Consider the following 15,244-nt stretch of genomic DNA (forward strand, 5'->3'; position numbering starts at 1 on the left):
GGCAGGAGCATATGGGGATTGGTTCGGTGGACGGTCGAAAGAAAGAAACTCTGGGGCGTGTCTTTGTACGTCTGATCACGGGCGCGGGCCTGTTGTGTGTTGTCGGGCTTGCCGGGTGGATCTCGGTCAAAGGGGCCGATCCGCTGGTCGATCGCATGATCGAGGCCGAGGTGCGGCACCGGGCCGAGGTCTGGGAAAGCCATATCTCGGTGCTGATGCCCGATTTTCAGCTTGAGTTCTCGACCGGCCAGATCAACGCGGATGAGGCCACCATCCTCAAACGGTTTCTGGGGGCGACGGATGTGTTCCGGATGCAAGTCTATGATGCGACCGGGCGCGCCATCTGGTCCTCGGCCGGACCGCACAGCCACGCGCCCGCCCTGACGGTCGACCGCCGCGACGACACGCTGAAAGGGCGTATTTTCTACGCGCTGTCGCAGCAATCCGCGCTGGAGGTGCTGCATGCCGAGACCGCCGCGCTCAGCCGGTCGGACCAGACCCGGGACGTGGCCGAGACGGTGGCCCCGGTCACCAATGGCGGGGCCTATCTGGGCGCGGTGCAGTTCTTCACCGATGTCAGCGACCTGCGGGTTGCGTTTCTGGGGCAGATCCGCCCGCTGCTGGCGCTGGTCGGTTGCCTGATGATCGGCACCATCCTGACGGTTGCGGCGGTGGTGTTTCGCAGCAACCGGCTGCAGCTGCGCGGCCTGAAAAACCGCGCGATCAAAGAGCGGGAGCTGATGGACGATCAGTTGCGGCTGGCGCGCGAGGTGCGCTTGCTGGGAGAGTTGAATGAATGGCTGCAATCCAGCCGGTCTCTGGATGAGCTCTTTGATATGGTGTCACGTTTCATGACCCATATCCTGCCCGAGGCCGAGGGCAGCGTGTATGTGTACTCGAACTCGCGCGATGTGCTGGATGGCTGTGCCAGTTGGAATGGCGGGTCGCACAAGGCGCATATCCACCCCGAGGGGTGCTGGGGCCTGCGCCGCGGGCGGACCTATGAATTCGGAGCGTCCGAGATTGATTTCGTCTGCGAACATGCCGAACCGCATGACGGGCGGCCCTATTTCTGCTTCCCCATTCTCGCCCATGGTGAAACGGTGGGCTTGCTGCATCTGCGCGCGCATGAAGGCAGCGGCACGGCGTTTCACGACAGCAAGAAGCTGGCGCGGCTGTGCGCGGAACAGATCAGCATGGCAATTGCCAATGTGCAGATGCGCGATCAGTTGCATGACCAGTCGGTGCGCGACCCGCTGACCGGGCTGTTCAACCGTCGCCACATGACCGACACGCTGCGCAAATCGATTAGCCGCAGCCAGCAGACAGGCGCCGCGCTGAGCTTGATTGCGGTGGATGTGGATCATTTCAAGAAATTCAACGACACACACGGCCATGACGCGGGCGATATGGTCCTGCGGGCGGTGGGCTCGGCACTGGAACAGGGCTGCGATCGGGATGAGATCGCCTGCCGCATCGGCGGGGAAGAGTTCATGCTGATCCTGCCCGACAACAGCCCCGACGACGCCATGACCCGCGCCGAGCAGCTGCGGCAGGCGGTCGAGGCGGTCTCGGTCCGGTATGGCGAGAAGTCGCTGCCGCGCATCACCATCTCGGTCGGGGTGGCGCACTATCCGGTGCATGGGGCGATGCCGCAGGATTTGATGCGGGCCGCGGATGATGCGCTGTATGCCGCCAAGGACAAGGGGCGCAACCAGGTTCAGGTGGCCAACGGATCGGGCCCGGAAGACCAAGCCAAGACCCATGAAAACGTGGCAACAAAGACCCGGCCTCCGGCGTCTGCCGCCTGAGACCTTGCCGAATCGCGGTGCAGGTCGGATCAATCCCCATGGACCTGCACAGTGTTTATCCCGGTATCGCAGATTTGAAGCGCCGCGCGCGGCGCAGGTTGCCTCGGTTTGTCTGGGACTACATTGACAGCGGAACCGGGGCGGAACAGGCCCGGCAACGAAATCGCGATGCGTTGGACCGGGTCGGGTTCACACCATCGATCCTGCATGGCGAACTGGATTACAGTACCAGGGTGCAGTTTTTGGGACAGGATTATCCCCTGCCCTTCGGCATTGCACCGATTGGCATGTCCGGGCTGGTCTGGCCGGATGCAGAAGGGCATCTGGCGCGCGCCGCCAAATCGTCGGGAATTCCCTATACCTTATCCACCGTCGCCAGTCAGACACCCGAGGATCTGGCCCCGCATATCGGTGAGGACGCCTGGTTTCAGCTTTATCCACCGCGAGACCCGGAGATACGCACCGACATGCTGCGCCGGGCCAAAGAGGCCGGGTTCCGCACGTTGGTTCTGACGGCGGATGTTCCCGTGGCCTCACGGCGTGAGCGGCAAACCCGTTCGGGCCTACGGCAGCCGCCCAAACTGACGCCCCGCCTGCTGGCCCAGATTGCCCTGCGCCCGGCCTGGGCCATCGGGATGGCGCAAAGCGGGGTGCCGCATATGCGCACGCTGGACAAATACATCGACAACTCGGTGGATCTGCCCCCGACGGCGCATATTGGATATCTGCTGCGTACATCTCCGGACATGGACTATGTCAAGTGGTTGCGGGACAACTGGGAGGGACCGTTCATCGTCAAAGGCGTTTTGCGCGCCGAGGAAGCCGACAGGCTGAAACAGGCTGGAATTGACGCCCTGTGGATATCGAATCACGGTGGGCGGCAATTTGACGGAGCTCCGGCAAGCATCGACGTCCTGCCCGCAATCCGCTCGGCCACGGACCTGCCCCTGATCTTCGACAGCGGCGTCGAGGGCGGGCTGGACGTTCTGCGCGCCTTTGCGCTGGGGGCGGATTTCGTCATGCTGGGCCGAGCGTTTCTGTATGGGCTTGCGGCGCTGGGGCAGCATGGGCCAGCACATGTTACAGATATCCTGCGTCAGGATATCCTCGCCAATATGGGCCAATTGGGTGTTGAAACCTTGGAAAAGATGCGCTGCCAGGACATCAGGATTGATGCTGCAGCGCAGCGTGTGTATTAAGCTTGCGCATATAAGCGGCGTTTGCGAGCGGTAACATGCCGGTTCTGCCCAGAAGAACCCTTGTACCTGCGCGTATTGTCCGCCCACCAATACGGCCAAACCAACAGGACCGGGACGAGAAATGACTGACTTCAAAAAGATCCTGATCGCCAATCGGGGCGAGATTGCCATCCGCGTCATGCGCGCCGCGAATGAGATGGGCAAACGCACCGTGGCTGTCTTTGCCGAAGAAGACAAGCTGGGGCTGCACCGATTCAAAGCAGATGAGGCTTATCGGATTGGCGAAGGAATGGGGCCGGTTGCCGCCTATCTGAGCATTGATGAAATCATCCGTGTCGCCAAGGAATGTGGCGCAGACGCGATCCATCCCGGCTATGGCCTGTTGTCAGAAAACCCCGATTTCGTGGACGCCTGTGTGCAAAACGGCATCACCTTCATTGGTCCCAAGGCCGAAACCATGCGCGCGCTGGGCGACAAGGCCAGCGCGCGGAAGGTGGCAATTGCCGCTGACGTTCCGGTCATCCCGGCGACCGAAGTTCTGGGCGATGACATGGATGCCATTCGCAAAGAAGCTGCCGAGATCGGCTATCCGCTGATGCTTAAAGCGTCCTGGGGTGGCGGTGGGCGCGGCATGCGCCCGATCCTGTCGGAAGACGAATTGGAAGAAAAAGTGCTGGAAGGCCGCCGCGAGGCCGAGGCCGCCTTTGGCAACGGCGAGGGCTATCTTGAAAAGATGATCACCCGCGCCCGCCATGTTGAGGTGCAAATTCTGGGCGACAAACATGGTGAGATTTATCACCTCTATGAACGCGACTGCTCGGTCCAGCGCCGCAATCAAAAGGTGGTTGAACGCGCCCCTGCCCCGTATCTGACCGACGAACAACGTGCCGAAATTTGCGAACTTGGCCGCCGCATCTGCGCCCATGTGAATTATGAATGCGCAGGCACCGTTGAATTCCTGATGGATATGAACTCGGGCAAATTCTACTTCATCGAGGTCAATCCCCGGGTGCAGGTGGAACATACCGTCACCGAAGAAGTCACCGGCATCGATATCGTTCAGGCGCAGATCCTGATTGCCGAAGGTAAGACCCTGGCCGAAGCCACCGGCAAAGCCAGCCAGGACGACATCCGCCTGAACGGTCATGCCCTGCAAACACGCGTGACCACCGAGGACCCGCTGAACAACTTCATCCCCGATTATGGCCGCATCACCGCCTATCGCTCGGCCACCGGCATGGGCATTCGTCTGGACGGCGGCACCGCTTATGCCGGCGGGGTAATCACCAGGTATTATGACTCGCTCCTGACCAAGGTCACCGCATGGGCTCCGACCCCAGAAAAGGCCATTGCGCGGATGGACCGCGCGCTGCGCGAATTCCGCGTGCGCGGCGTTTCCACCAACATCGCCTTTGTCGAGAATCTGCTGAAACACCCGACTTTCCTGTCGAATGAATACACGACCAAGTTCATCGACGAGACAGCAGACCTGTTCCAGTTCAAAAAACGCCGCGACCGGGGCACCAAGGTTCTGACCTATATCGCCGACATCTCGGTGAACGGGCATCCTGAAACCAAGGACCGCCCGATGCCTCGGCCGGACCTGAAAGAGGCCAAGCCCCCGGCGTTGAAGGGTGAGCCCAAAATGGGCACCCGCAACCTGCTGGAGCAGAAAGGCCCGCAGGCCGTGGCCGACTGGATGAAGGCGCAGCGGCAGTTGCTGATCACCGACACCACAATGCGGGACGGCCACCAGTCGCTGCTGGCAACCCGGATGCGGTCGATCGACATGATCAAGGTCGCGCCCAGCTATGCGGCGAACCTGCCGCAGTTGTTCAGCGTTGAATGCTGGGGCGGTGCGACCTTCGATGTGGCCTATCGCTTCCTGCAGGAATGCCCGTGGCAACGCCTGCGCGACCTGCGCGAAGGGATGCCGAACCTGATGACCCAGATGCTGCTGCGCGGGGCGAACGGTGTTGGCTATACCAACTATCCCGACAACGTAGTGCAGGAGTTTGTCCGTCAAGCGTCGCAGAATATCGATGTGTTCCGCGTCTTCGACTCGCTTAACTGGGTCGAGAACATGCGCGTGGCGATGGATGCGGTGGTCGAGAACGGTAAGATCTGTGAAGGCACCGTTTGTTACACCGGAGATATCCTCGACCCGGATCGCGCCAAGTATGACCTGAAATACTATGTCGGCATGGCGAAGGAACTGCGCGACGCAGGCGCGCATGTGTTGGGTCTCAAAGACATGGCCGGTCTGCTGAAACCGGCCTCGGCCCGTATTCTAATCCGGGCGCTGAAGGAAGAGGTCGGCCTGCCGATCCATTTCCACACCCACGACACTGCAGGCATCGCCAGCGCCACCATTCTGGCGGCCTCCGAGGCGGGTGTGGACGCGGTGGATTGCGCGATGGACAGCTTCTCGGGCAACACCAGCCAGGCAACGCTGGGCACCGTGGTCGAGGCCCTGCGCCATACCGAGCGTGACTCCGGATTGGACATCAAGGCGATCCGCGAGATCAGCGATTATTTCGAGGCCGTGCGCGGCCAGTACGCGGCGTTCGAATCCAGCCTGCAGGCCCCGGCCTCCGAGGTTTACTTGCACGAAATGCCCGGCGGCCAGTTCACCAACCTCAAGGCACAGGCGCGGTCCTTGGGGCTTGAGGAACGCTGGCACGAGGTCGCCCAGATGTATGCTGACGTGAACCAGATGTTCGGTGATATCGTCAAGGTAACACCATCGTCGAAAGTGGTCGGTGACATGGCCCTAATGATGGTCAGCCAGGGCCTGACCCGCGACGATGTTGAGAACCCAACGACGGACGTGGCCTTCCCCGACTCGGTCGTCGATATGATGCGCGGCAATCTGGGTCAGCCTCCGGGCGGCTTCCCTGACACGATCATCAAAAAGGTTCTGAAGGACGAAGCCCCCAACAACGACCGCCCCGGCAAAGACGTGCCTGCAGTTGATCTGGAGGCCACCCGCGCCGATCTGTCCAAGCAGATGGAAGGCAAAGAGGTCGATGACGAAGACCTGAACGGCTATCTGATGTACCCAAAGGTGTTCCTGGATTACATGGGCCGCCACCGGACCTACGGCCCGGTCCGAACTCTTCCAACGCGCACCTTCTTCTACGGCATGGAGCCGGGTGAAGAGATCACCGCCGAGATCGACCCGGGCAAGACGCTGGAAATCCGCTGTCAGGCCATTGGCGAGACCGATGAGAAAGGCGAAGTCAAAGTATTCTTCGAACTCAACGGCCAGCCCCGCGTGATCCGGGTGCCGAACCGTCTGGTCAAGGCGTCGACGGCGCAACGGCCCAAGGCCGAAGTTGGCAATCCCAACCATATCGGCGCGCCGATGCCCGGGGTGGTGGCCACCGTGGCCGTGACCGCCGGTCAGGAAGTACACGAGGGCGACCTGCTGCTGACCATCGAGGCGATGAAGATGGAAACCGGCATCCACGCCGAGCGTGACGCGGTGGTCAAAGCCGTCCACGTGCAGCCTGGCGGCCAGATTGACGCCAAGGACCTACTGGTCGAACTGGAGTGACCGTTCTAGTTTAATGACTGATCTGCGGGCCGTCCGAATATCGGGGCGGCCCGTTTCGTGACCAGGGAGGGAAAAATGCTGTCGATCACTCCGATCTACGCCGCGCTGCTGGCGATCATCTATGTCGGCCTCAGCGGCTGGGTCATCAATACCCGGCGTAGCCACAAGATTTCCTATGGCGATTCTGGCGATGCTGCGATGCTCAAGGCGATGCGGACCCATTCCAACTTTGCCGAATACGCGCCCTTCGCGCTGCTGCTGATCGCAATGGTCGAGTTGCAGGGGGCCAGCGGCCTGCTGGTGAACCTGCTGGGGTTGTGTCTGCTGGCCGGGCGGCTCTGCCATGCTTATGGGTTTGGCAAGACCCCTCAGGTCGTCATTCTGCGCCAGATCGGCATGGTGCTGACCTTCACAGCCATCCTGATTGCCGCCATCATCAATCTGGTGATGGCGCTCTGAACGGTTACGGCAACCGGGCGGAATATCACCCCGTTAAACGCCCGGTCACCACCGTACTCGCCGATTGCCACAACTGAACGTTGGCCTCCGGTTCTGGCACAACATGGGTCACAATCGCGGCGACGGCCATAAGAATAGCCAAGGTCGCGATTTTGAATGTCTCTTTATTTTTCACCTGTCACCTCGAACTTTTTAGCCCTGTCTAAAGGTTCAACGCAGGTCCGGCTGAATTCCGTCGCAAGAAAAGAAATTTTCCTGCAGGTGCGTTTTCCGCTTGCAGGCTTGCGTGGGACTTTATAAATCCCTCCTCACTCAACGGCGCGGGCGTAGCTCAGGGGTAGAGCATAACCTTGCCAAGGTTAGGGTCGGGCGTTCGAATCGCCTCGCCCGCTCCATTGAGAGGTCTTTGGACCGACATAAGTATCTGATGCGGGCGTAGCTCAGGGGTAGAGCATAACCTTGCCAAGGTTAGGGTCGGGCGTTCGAATCGCCTCGCCCGCTCCAGATACCAACCATTCCCGAACATGCTGGTTCTTTGCTGAGCGTTGCGCCATGTTGATTGCAACGCAGATTGCAAGGCTACGCTCATGTCGGATTATGTCATTCGCCCCCTTACCGCCGCCGAAGTGCAGCACGCCGTCGATTGGGCGGGCCGCGAGGGGTGGAACCCCGGTGTCCACGATGCCGAGTGTTTTCGCCCCACCGACCCCGATGGGTTTCTGGGCGGGTTTCTTGAGGGCGAGATGATCGCCTCGGTCTCGGCGGTGAATTATGACGATGCGTTCTCGTTTCTGGGGTTCTACATCGTCAAACCCGAGTTTCGACACCACGGCCACGGGCTTGAGATCGCAGGCCATGCGCTGGCCCATTGCAAGGGTCGGAATATGGGTCTGGACGGGGTGGTCGAGCAGCAGGATAATTATCGCAAATCCGGGTTTACCTTTGCCTATAACAACTATCGTTTTGGCGGCACAAAACGCGGGATTCTGGCCGTGCTCGGGGCGCAACCGGCGGCGCGGGTCACAGCGCTGGACGGGCTGTCAAACGATCTGGCCGCCTATGACCGGCAGATGTTCCCGGCCCCGCGCGACATCTTCCTGCGCGACTGGCTGAGCGCGCCTCGCCATGCCTCGCGCGTGTTTGCCGAGAATGGGGTTATCAAAGGTTATGCGACCCTGCGCCCCTGTCAGAGCGGGTACAAGGTCGGGCCGTTATTTGCGGATAACGCCGAGATTGCGCAGACCCTGCTGGCCTCGATGCTACAAGCCATACCCGACGATCACGCCGCGCATGACGTGTTCATCGACATGCCGCAGCCCAACGCCGCCGCCTTTGCGCTGGCGGATGCGCTGGGGCTTGAGAAGGTATTTGAAACTGCGCGGATGTATTCGGATCATCAGCCGGATATCGATCTGGACCGGATTTTCGGTGTGACGACGTTTGAGCTGGGCTAGAACGCCTTGAAGGTCATCGTGGTCAGGGATCGTTCGATATCCGGAATCACCAGCAGGTTTTCGTTGATGTAATGGCCCACATCCTCGGTCTCGGGGATGTAGAGTTTCAGCAGCAGGTCATATTCGCCGCTGGTGGAGTAAAGCTCGGAATGAATCTCGCGCAGGGCGATGTCTTCGGCCACCTTGTAGGTAGAGCCGGGTTTGCAGCGGATCTGGATGAAAACGCAGGTGGACATGGGCCGGACCTTGTTGATTTGAGTTGCCCGCAGGCTGGCACGGGGCGGGCGCAGGTGCAATCCCCTGCAACAGTTTTCGGCGAAGGCTGAAAGCGGTCTGGATAGGCCGCCCGTCCGCGTCTATAAGCGCCCCTGTAGCAAAAGGAATTCGCCCATGCGCAGCGCTCAGATCAGCCGTCAGACCGCCGAGACCGAGATCTCGGTTCAGGTCAATCTGGACGGCACCGGCCAGTATGACAACCAGACCGGCGTCGGGTTCTTTGACCACATGCTGGACCAGTTGGCGCGGCACTCGCTGATCGACATGACGATCCGGGCCAAGGGCGATTATCACATCGACGATCACCACACGGTCGAGGATACCGGCATCGCGCTGGGTCAGGCTTTGACGCAGGCTTTGGGCGACAAGAAGGGTATTCGCCGTTATGGGGAGTGTCACCTGCCGATGGATGACGCGCAGGTGCGGTGCGCGCTGGACCTGTCGGGGCGTCCGTTTCTGATCTGGAATGTGGACCTGCCGACGCAGAAGATCGGTAGTTTCGATACCGAACTGGTGCGCGAATTCTTTCAGGCGCTGACGACCCATGGCGGCATCACTCTGCATATCGACCAGTTGCACGGCTTCAACAGCCACCACATCGCCGAGGCCGCCTTCAAGGCCGTCGCCCGCGCCTTGCGCGACGCGGTCGAGACCGATCCGCGCAAGGCGGATGCGATTCCGTCGACCAAGGGCGCGTTGTAGGTTGTTGGCGTGAGGGGCGCTGCCCCTCTTGGCCTTCGGCCAATTCACCCCGCCGTATTTAGAACAAGAAGAAGAACTGGGCCGTACCATGCTGACTGCGATCATTGATTATGAGTCGGGCAATCTGCACTCGGCAGAAAAGGCGTTTCAGCGCATGGCGCTTGAGGTCGATGCGGGCGAGGTTGTCGTGACCTCGGACGCTGATGTCGTGGCGCGGGCGGACCGTTTGGTGCTGCCCGGTGACGGGGCGTTTCCGGCCTGTGAAACCGAGTTGCGGGGCCACAAGGGCATCTATGACGCGATGGTCGAGGCGGTTGAACAGAAGGGCCGTCCGTTTTTGGGCATCTGCGTGGGGATGCAGTTGATGGCCTCGAAAGGTCATGAATACCGCGAAACCGACGGGTTGGGCTGGGTTGCCGGGGACGTGGTTCGGATCGAGCCTTCGGATACGGCGCTGAAGGTGCCGCATATGGGCTGGAACGATCTGGTTCTGGAATGCGAGCATCCGGTGTTCAAAGGGGTGAAATCAGGCGATCACGCCTATTTCGTGCACTCCTACCATTTTCGTGTCACCGATCCGGCGCAGCGGCTGGCTTATGTCGACTATGGGCAAGAGGTCACGGCCGTGGTCGGCCGCGACACGATGGTTGGGATGCAGTTCCATCCTGAGAAAAGTCAGGATGTGGGCCTGCGGATGATCGGGAACTTCCTGACCTGGGCCCCCTGAGCGGTTACTGAATTCGCGTCCAGGTTTGCCCTTTGCAGATCAGACCACCCGCGACACAGCCCTTGACGGTCAGTTTGTTCTGGCCGTCCAGCGTCATTTTTGACGTGTAGGTCTTGTCGTTGTCCGGGTTCCATATCTTGCCATTGTCATAGGTCCCGTCGCCTTCGGGAATCATGTCCCAGATGAGTTGCTTGCCCAAATTGGGGTAATCCAGCACCTCATTGCCATCCTTGTCAAAGGCAGTGTCGATGGTGCCACAGATTGCGCTGCCGCATTCCGAGATGGTTACGTGTACAAATCCACCCGAGTCGCCCGGCCCGACTTTCCAAAGGCCATCCACCGGATCATCCGCAAAAGCTGCAGTGGCCATCGCGGCAAACGCTGCGGCAAGAGTAAAAGTCTTCATAGTTTTCTCCCTGTATTTCCGATCAGTCTGGCCTGCGGCTGGGCACCGGGCAAGCCTGACCCTGCGTCGCGTTGCGCCCCTGCCCCGCCTGTGCGATATCGCTGGCGTGTAACTGTGATATAGGGCCGCCCCACATGATCCTCTACCCCGCTATCGATCTGAAAGACGGCAACGCCGTGCGCCTGCTGCGTGGCGAAATGGACAAGGCCACGGTCTTTAACGAAGACCCGGCGGCGCAGGCCCGCGCCTTTGTCGAGGCGGGGTGCGCGTGGCTGCATCTGGTCGATCTGAACGGGGCCTTTGCGGGGGAGCCGGTCAATGCAGCACCCGTTGAGGCAATATTGAAAGCCTGCGACGTGCCTGCACAACTGGGTGGCGGCATCCGCGATATGGCCACGATCGAAACCTGGATCGACAAGGGTCTGGCCCGGGTCATTCTGGGCACTGTCGCGGTCGAGAACCCCGATCTGGTGCGCGAAGCGGCGCGCGAATTCCCCGGCAAGGTCGCCGTCGGCATCGACGCCCGCAACGGCATGGTCGCCACCAAGGGCTGGGCCGAGGAAACCGATGTGCAAGTCACCGATCTGGCACGCAGCTTCGAGGACGCAGGCGTCGCGGCGATCATCTACACTGATATCAACCGCGACGGCGCGATGCAGGGCCCGAATATCGAGGCCACGGCGGCGCTGGCGCAGGCGGTCTCGATCCCGGTGATCGCATCGGGGGGCGTTAGTTCGCTGGACGACCTGATCGCCCTGCGCGATTGCGGCGTCGCGCTGGACGGCGCGATATCAGGCCGCGCGCTGTATGACGGCGCGATTGACCTGGCTGAGGCCATTCGCGCCCTGAGCTGAGTTACTGCGCGGCAGCACCGGTCAGTTTCGCCAAAGCACCGCGCATTTTCTCGATGACAGGGGATTTCTCGACCTCGTCAAGCTCATCCATCGTCTCTTTCGGGTCTTCATAGGCCAGCCAGACCTGACCATCGGCGTCCTGATAGGCCTGCACTTTCAGCGGCAAGAACAGCCCGGCGCGCGGGTCGATCTGCATCGCTGGCGTGCCCAGAGCCGGGTTGCCGAAGATCAGCACCTGATTGGGCGGGATCGGCGTGCCGACCTTTTCGGCGCCCGCCGCGTGGTCGATGCGGGCAAAGACGGTGGCGCCTGCATTGCCAACGGCAGCTTCCAGCGCGTCCAGCGCTTCGGCCACGGATTTGTTTGTCTGGACCTTGATGATGTCGTCAGCCATGGCGGACAGGGTGCCTCCGATTGTGAAGAGTGATGCCAGCAGAAGATGTCGCATAACAGAATTCCTTTTCGTGAATTTCACCTCTAATTTCCATGGCTTCGCGGCAGATCACAATCACAAGTCTGGCATCGGCGGGGCTTTGCCGGTAGAGGTGCCCCCGAGCAAAGGACACATCATGCTGAAAACCCGCATCATTCCCTGTCTGGATGTCGCCGATGGCCGCGTGGTCAAGGGCGTCAATTTCGTCGGCCTGCGCGATGCGGGTGATCCGGTGGAATCGGCCAAGGCCTATGACGCCGCCGGCGCGGATGAGATCTGTTTTCTGGACATCCACGCCACGCATGAGAACCGGGGCACGATGTTCGATGTGGTGCAGAGGACGGCGGAACAGTGTTTCGTGCCCCTGACCGTGGGCGGTGGCGTGCGCACCAAGGATGACGTGCGTGCCCTGCTGCTGGCAGGGGCGGATAAGGTCAGCTTTAACTCGGCCGCCGTGGCTAACCCGGATGTGATCGCTGAGGCCGCAGACCAGTTCGGCAGCCAGTGCATCGTCTGCGCCATCGACGCCAAAACCGTCAGCCCCGGCAAGTGGGAGATTTTCACCCATGGTGGTCGCAAACCGACCGGCATTGATGCGGTGGAGTTCGCCCGGACCGTTGTGGCCAAGGGTGCGGGGGAAATCCTGCTGACGTCGATGGACCGGGATGGGACCAAGGCGGGGTTCAACCTGCCGTTGACGCGCGCGATCAGCGATGCGGTGGACGTGCCGGTGATTGCCTCGGGCGGCGTCGGCACTCTGGACCATCTGGTCGAGGGCGTGACCAAGGGCGGGGCGAGCGCGGTGCTGGCGGCCTCGATCTTCCATTTCGGCGAATACACCATCCGCGAGGCCAAGGAACACATGGCCGCCGCAGGCGTTCCTATGAGGCTGACATGAGCATTCTGCACGATCTGGCCGCAACGATCGAGGCCCGCAAAGGGGCCGACCCTGACAGCAGCTGGACCGCCAAGCTGCTGGCCAAGGGCCCCGAAAAATGCGCCGAGAAATTCGGGGAAGAGGCGATCGAGGCCATCATCGAAGCTGTCAAAGGCGATCGGGAAAAGCTGACCGCCGAGGCGGCGGATGTACTGTATCACCTTCTGGTCATGCTGGCCGCACGGGATGTGGCGCTGGATGATGTGCTGAGTGACCTGGCCCGCCGTCAGGGCACCAGCGGCATTGCTGAAAAGGCGGCGCGGCCCAAAGGGTAAGCGGGTTTCGTGCGGTGGCATGGCCCGCTATAGTCCGGGCTCGGGATGTCTAAGGCAAAGGGCGCGCGCATGATCAGAGCTTTGGTGTTTGCAGCCGCGCTTGCCACCCTCGCCGCCTGCGCCACGCCGCCGCCATCCACGGTGGATGAGGTGCAGCGTCTGGCGGCGGAAATCCAAAGCCTCGGGCCGGATATTGATCCTGCCGAGGCGAACCGGGCCGCGCGCATCGCCTATGCCTATACCGCGCAACTGGCGCAGGAATACGAAATTACCGACCCGCCGCTGATCCACAATGCCAAGGTCAACAAGGGCCTGCGGCCGCGCGGCCTGTGCTGGCATTGGGCCGAGGATATTGAGCGGCGACTTAAACAGGAAAACTTCGACACGCTGACCCTGCACCGGGCTATCGCCAACGCGGACAACCCGTTCCGCATCGACCACAGCACTGCCATCATCAGTCGCAAGGGCGACTCGATGTACGAAGGCGTGGTACTGGACCCATGGCGCTATGGTGGGGTTTTGCACTGGTCTCCGCTGGCCGAAGATACGCGGTACGACTGGGTGCCGCGCGACGTTGTTCTGGAAAAGCGCCGTAAGGAACAGGTAGCGCGGCTGAAGCCTTACGAGGGTTAAGTCTGCAGCTTTGAGGATATGATCCCGGTGCTGAACCCGCCCATCCGCAACTCTCCGGACAGGCGCTGATACTCGATTTTGGGACACCGGTTCATGACCACATCGACACCCCGCGCCTGCGCCGTGGCAGCCGCCGCTTCATGTTCGACACCGATTTGCATCCAGATCGTCTGCAAGTTGGGAAAGGCCTGCAACGCCTCATCGACAATTGGTGGAACAGCCTCGGACCGGCGGAAGATATCCACCATATCCACCGGCTCGTTAATCGCGGACAGGCTTTCGCGAACAGTCTGACCAAACAGGACTTTGCCCGCATGACCGGGATTGACAGGAATGACCGTGAACCCTTTCAGAGACAGATACCGCGCCACGTAGTAGCTGGGCCGCACCGGGTTCATCGACACGCCGACTACCGCTACGGTTTTGGTGCGCGTCAGGATGGTTTTCAGGAACTCGTCGGAATACTCAGGCATGGCCGCATCCTAAGCACTGTCCCGAAAAGAAAAAAGCGCCCAAGATACCTTGGGCGCCAGTTGTTGGAACGAGGGACAGTGAAATGACCCGCGGCAGTTCCGTTCCGCGGTCACTGTGACATTTAGGCATAATTTGGACGAAAAAAAGAGGGGATGCGCATTTTTGTGATGACAAGTCACGAAAAGCGGAGATTCGCCTACTCGGCATACAGGGCCGACGGCCAGTTTTCCTCGGCCATGTGGATGTATGCGGCGCGATCGTCCTGCCACATCTGCTCGATCTCGGGCGAATGCGTCAGGTACAAGCGCCCGTCCACAACCTGCCACGCCTGCGGGTCGGTGCTTTTGAGCATCCCATAGGCCATGGCGTAGGAACAGTACCCGCCGAACTGAGGCGCAAAGGCGCGCGGGTTGCCCTCAAACAACTCCCGGTTTTCCTGCGACGCGAAATGCCATTCGGCCCCTTTCCACGTCACCGCAATTTCGGGCTGCCCCCGGACCGGAGTATTGCCGTTGAAATAGGACACAGGATCGTACCCGTCCATCGCGGCCCCTTCGGACGCGAAATAAACAGGGACATCCTGCGTAAAGGCCGCAGAACCAAGGAAAAGGGCGAATAGCGCGCCGGAAAGAGAACGTCGGGTCATCATAACAAGTTCAGAATCACGATATCAGGCCAACAAACTGCAACTTTTTAGGCTGCATTAAACCCCCGTTAACAGGGTTGTGAACGCTTTTTGACCCCGCCCGATTCTGTTCAGTCAAAGATATCTTCAACCACGTCCCAGGCTTCCTCCATCGCGCGCGACCAGAGGCTTTTCTTCTTCTTTTTCTTCTTGGGTTTTGGCCTTTTCAGCCCAACGCCTTCCACATATTGCGGGCGTTCAGCCACCTTTTTCCGGGGCAGCATCTTCAGGTCATGCAAGGGCGCGCCGCAATTGGAACAGCTTAGCTCGTGCCGTTCCCTGCCTTTCAGAACCAGCGCGGTGCGGGTCCCGCAATAACAGCAGGTGGCGATTTTCTTGGGGCTGGGAATGGCGACCTCC

17 protein-coding genes and 2 tRNA genes are annotated in these 15,244 nt (G+C 60.7%); 13 read left to right on the forward strand and 6 right to left on the reverse strand.

The window, feature by feature from the left end; translation table 11 throughout:
- The first annotated feature begins 11 nt into the window (after window positions 1-11).
- The 7 genes from ACR0NJ_RS07840 to ACR0NJ_RS07870 all read left to right on the forward strand — a co-directional run bounded on the left by ACR0NJ_RS07840 (window position 12) and on the right by ACR0NJ_RS07870 (window position 8,482).
- On the forward strand, window positions 12-1,811 hold the full coding sequence (locus ACR0NJ_RS07840) for a sensor domain-containing diguanylate cyclase (protein ID WP_480816576.1): 1,800 nt from the start codon (window positions 12-14) through the stop codon (window positions 1,809-1,811).
- A gap of 38 nt (window positions 1,812-1,849) precedes the next feature.
- A complete protein-coding gene (locus tag ACR0NJ_RS07845) occupies window positions 1,850-3,010 on the forward strand; it encodes an alpha-hydroxy acid oxidase (protein WP_480816577.1) in 1,161 nt (386 codons plus the stop codon).
- 121 nt (window positions 3,011-3,131) lie between these two features.
- Window positions 3,132-6,569, forward strand: a complete 3,438-nt coding sequence (locus ACR0NJ_RS07850) for a pyruvate carboxylase (protein ID WP_480816578.1) — start codon at window positions 3,132-3,134, stop codon at window positions 6,567-6,569.
- A gap of 75 nt (window positions 6,570-6,644) precedes the next feature.
- Window positions 6,645-7,028 (forward strand): MAPEG family protein, encoded by a 384-nt coding sequence (locus ACR0NJ_RS07855; RefSeq protein ID WP_480816579.1) that lies wholly within the window; start codon window positions 6,645-6,647, stop codon window positions 7,026-7,028.
- Window positions 7,029-7,348: 320 nt separating this feature from the next.
- A tRNA-Gly gene (locus ACR0NJ_RS07860) sits at window positions 7,349-7,423 on the forward strand.
- 34 nt (window positions 7,424-7,457) lie between these two features.
- Window positions 7,458-7,532: transfer RNA gene (locus ACR0NJ_RS07865), tRNA-Gly, on the forward strand.
- A gap of 83 nt (window positions 7,533-7,615) precedes the next feature.
- On the forward strand, window positions 7,616-8,482 hold the full coding sequence (locus tag ACR0NJ_RS07870; RefSeq protein WP_480816580.1) for a GNAT family N-acetyltransferase: 867 nt from the start codon (window positions 7,616-7,618) through the stop codon (window positions 8,480-8,482).
- On the opposite strand, the gene ACR0NJ_RS07875 is transcribed toward ACR0NJ_RS07870, so the two are convergent.
- Window positions 8,479-8,718, reverse strand: a complete 240-nt coding sequence (locus ACR0NJ_RS07875) for an Lrp/AsnC ligand binding domain-containing protein (protein ID WP_480816581.1) — start codon at window positions 8,716-8,718, stop codon at window positions 8,479-8,481. The genes ACR0NJ_RS07870 and ACR0NJ_RS07875 overlap by 4 nt on opposite strands.
- A 154-nt stretch (window positions 8,719-8,872) precedes the next feature.
- Here ACR0NJ_RS07875 and hisB point away from each other — a divergent pair, with 154 nt between their 5' ends.
- Both hisB and hisH read left to right on the forward strand, forming a co-directional pair.
- Window positions 8,873-9,460 carry an imidazoleglycerol-phosphate dehydratase HisB gene (hisB, locus tag ACR0NJ_RS07880; protein ID WP_480816582.1) on the forward strand — a complete coding sequence of 196 codons (588 nt, stop codon included), beginning with the start codon at window positions 8,873-8,875 and terminating at the stop codon, window positions 9,458-9,460.
- A gap of 88 nt (window positions 9,461-9,548) precedes the next feature.
- The gene (gene hisH / locus ACR0NJ_RS07885; RefSeq protein WP_480816583.1) at window positions 9,549-10,187 is read left to right on the forward strand and encodes an imidazole glycerol phosphate synthase subunit HisH; all 639 of its coding nucleotides are present in this window, start codon (window positions 9,549-9,551) and stop codon (window positions 10,185-10,187) included.
- 4 nt (window positions 10,188-10,191) lie between these two features.
- Here hisH and ACR0NJ_RS07890 read toward each other — a convergent pair whose 3' ends face one another.
- A complete protein-coding gene (locus tag ACR0NJ_RS07890) occupies window positions 10,192-10,593 on the reverse strand; it encodes a DUF2147 domain-containing protein (protein WP_480816584.1) in 402 nt (133 codons plus the stop codon).
- A gap of 134 nt (window positions 10,594-10,727) precedes the next feature.
- On the opposite strand from ACR0NJ_RS07890, the gene hisA reads away from it, so the two are divergent.
- Complete coding sequence (hisA, locus tag ACR0NJ_RS07895; protein WP_480816585.1) at window positions 10,728-11,447, forward strand: 1-(5-phosphoribosyl)-5-[(5-phosphoribosylamino)methylideneamino]imidazole-4-carboxamide isomerase; 720 nt, start codon at window positions 10,728-10,730, stop codon at window positions 11,445-11,447.
- A gap of 1 nt (window position 11,448) precedes the next feature.
- Here hisA and ACR0NJ_RS07900 read toward each other — a convergent pair whose 3' ends face one another.
- Complete coding sequence (locus tag ACR0NJ_RS07900; protein WP_480816586.1) at window positions 11,449-11,895, reverse strand: DUF302 domain-containing protein; 447 nt, start codon at window positions 11,893-11,895, stop codon at window positions 11,449-11,451.
- Window positions 11,896-12,016: 121 nt separating this feature from the next.
- Here ACR0NJ_RS07900 and hisF point away from each other — a divergent pair, with 121 nt between their 5' ends.
- The 3 genes from hisF to ACR0NJ_RS07915 all read left to right on the forward strand — a co-directional run bounded on the left by hisF (window position 12,017) and on the right by ACR0NJ_RS07915 (window position 13,725).
- Window positions 12,017-12,778 (forward strand): imidazole glycerol phosphate synthase subunit HisF, encoded by a 762-nt coding sequence (gene hisF, locus ACR0NJ_RS07905; RefSeq protein ID WP_480816587.1) that lies wholly within the window; start codon window positions 12,017-12,019, stop codon window positions 12,776-12,778.
- Window positions 12,775-13,092 (forward strand): phosphoribosyl-ATP diphosphatase, encoded by a 318-nt coding sequence (locus tag ACR0NJ_RS07910; RefSeq protein WP_480816588.1) that lies wholly within the window; start codon window positions 12,775-12,777, stop codon window positions 13,090-13,092. Before hisF ends, ACR0NJ_RS07910 begins: the two co-directional genes overlap by 4 nt.
- Before the next feature lie 69 nt (window positions 13,093-13,161).
- Window positions 13,162-13,725 (forward strand): hypothetical protein, encoded by a 564-nt coding sequence (locus ACR0NJ_RS07915; RefSeq protein WP_480816589.1) that lies wholly within the window; start codon window positions 13,162-13,164, stop codon window positions 13,723-13,725.
- On the opposite strand, the gene ACR0NJ_RS07920 is transcribed toward ACR0NJ_RS07915, so the two are convergent.
- The 3 genes from ACR0NJ_RS07920 to ACR0NJ_RS07930 all read right to left on the reverse strand — a co-directional run bounded on the left by ACR0NJ_RS07920 (window position 13,722) and on the right by ACR0NJ_RS07930 (window position 15,234).
- A complete protein-coding gene (locus ACR0NJ_RS07920) occupies window positions 13,722-14,198 on the reverse strand; it encodes a CoA-binding protein (protein WP_480816590.1) in 477 nt (158 codons plus the stop codon). The genes ACR0NJ_RS07915 and ACR0NJ_RS07920 overlap by 4 nt on opposite strands.
- A 197-nt stretch (window positions 14,199-14,395) precedes the next feature.
- Window positions 14,396-14,845 (reverse strand): YHS domain-containing (seleno)protein, encoded by a 450-nt coding sequence (locus tag ACR0NJ_RS07925; protein ID WP_480816591.1) that lies wholly within the window; start codon window positions 14,843-14,845, stop codon window positions 14,396-14,398.
- A gap of 110 nt (window positions 14,846-14,955) precedes the next feature.
- Complete coding sequence (locus tag ACR0NJ_RS07930; protein WP_480816805.1) at window positions 14,956-15,234, reverse strand: hypothetical protein; 279 nt, start codon at window positions 15,232-15,234, stop codon at window positions 14,956-14,958.
- Between the last annotated feature and the right edge of the window lie 10 nt (window positions 15,235-15,244).

Source organism: Ruegeria sp. F11, from assembly GCF_056533855.1.

Coding starts and splice junctions, on each gene's coding strand:
- ACR0NJ_RS07840 (WP_480816576.1), top strand. CDS start 12: ATGGGGATTGGTTCGGTGGACGGTCGAAAGAAAGAAACTCTGGGGCGT.
- ACR0NJ_RS07845 (WP_480816577.1), top strand. CDS start 1,850: ATGGACCTGCACAGTGTTTATCCCGGTATCGCAGATTTGAAGCGCCGC.
- ACR0NJ_RS07850 (WP_480816578.1), top strand. CDS start 3,132: ATGACTGACTTCAAAAAGATCCTGATCGCCAATCGGGGCGAGATTGCC.
- ACR0NJ_RS07855 (WP_480816579.1), top strand. CDS start 6,645: ATGCTGTCGATCACTCCGATCTACGCCGCGCTGCTGGCGATCATCTAT.
- ACR0NJ_RS07870 (WP_480816580.1), top strand. CDS start 7,616: ATGTCGGATTATGTCATTCGCCCCCTTACCGCCGCCGAAGTGCAGCAC.
- ACR0NJ_RS07875 (WP_480816581.1), bottom strand. CDS start 8,718: ATGTCCACCTGCGTTTTCATCCAGATCCGCTGCAAACCCGGCTCTACC.
- hisB (WP_480816582.1), top strand. CDS start 8,873: ATGCGCAGCGCTCAGATCAGCCGTCAGACCGCCGAGACCGAGATCTCG.
- hisH (WP_480816583.1), top strand. CDS start 9,549: ATGCTGACTGCGATCATTGATTATGAGTCGGGCAATCTGCACTCGGCA.
- ACR0NJ_RS07890 (WP_480816584.1), bottom strand. CDS start 10,593: ATGAAGACTTTTACTCTTGCCGCAGCGTTTGCCGCGATGGCCACTGCA.
- hisA (WP_480816585.1), top strand. CDS start 10,728: ATGATCCTCTACCCCGCTATCGATCTGAAAGACGGCAACGCCGTGCGC.
- ACR0NJ_RS07900 (WP_480816586.1), bottom strand. CDS start 11,895: ATGCGACATCTTCTGCTGGCATCACTCTTCACAATCGGAGGCACCCTG.
- hisF (WP_480816587.1), top strand. CDS start 12,017: ATGCTGAAAACCCGCATCATTCCCTGTCTGGATGTCGCCGATGGCCGC.
- ACR0NJ_RS07910 (WP_480816588.1), top strand. CDS start 12,775: ATGAGCATTCTGCACGATCTGGCCGCAACGATCGAGGCCCGCAAAGGG.
- ACR0NJ_RS07915 (WP_480816589.1), top strand. CDS start 13,162: ATGATCAGAGCTTTGGTGTTTGCAGCCGCGCTTGCCACCCTCGCCGCC.
- ACR0NJ_RS07920 (WP_480816590.1), bottom strand. CDS start 14,198: ATGCCTGAGTATTCCGACGAGTTCCTGAAAACCATCCTGACGCGCACC.
- ACR0NJ_RS07925 (WP_480816591.1), bottom strand. CDS start 14,845: ATGACCCGACGTTCTCTTTCCGGCGCGCTATTCGCCCTTTTCCTTGGT.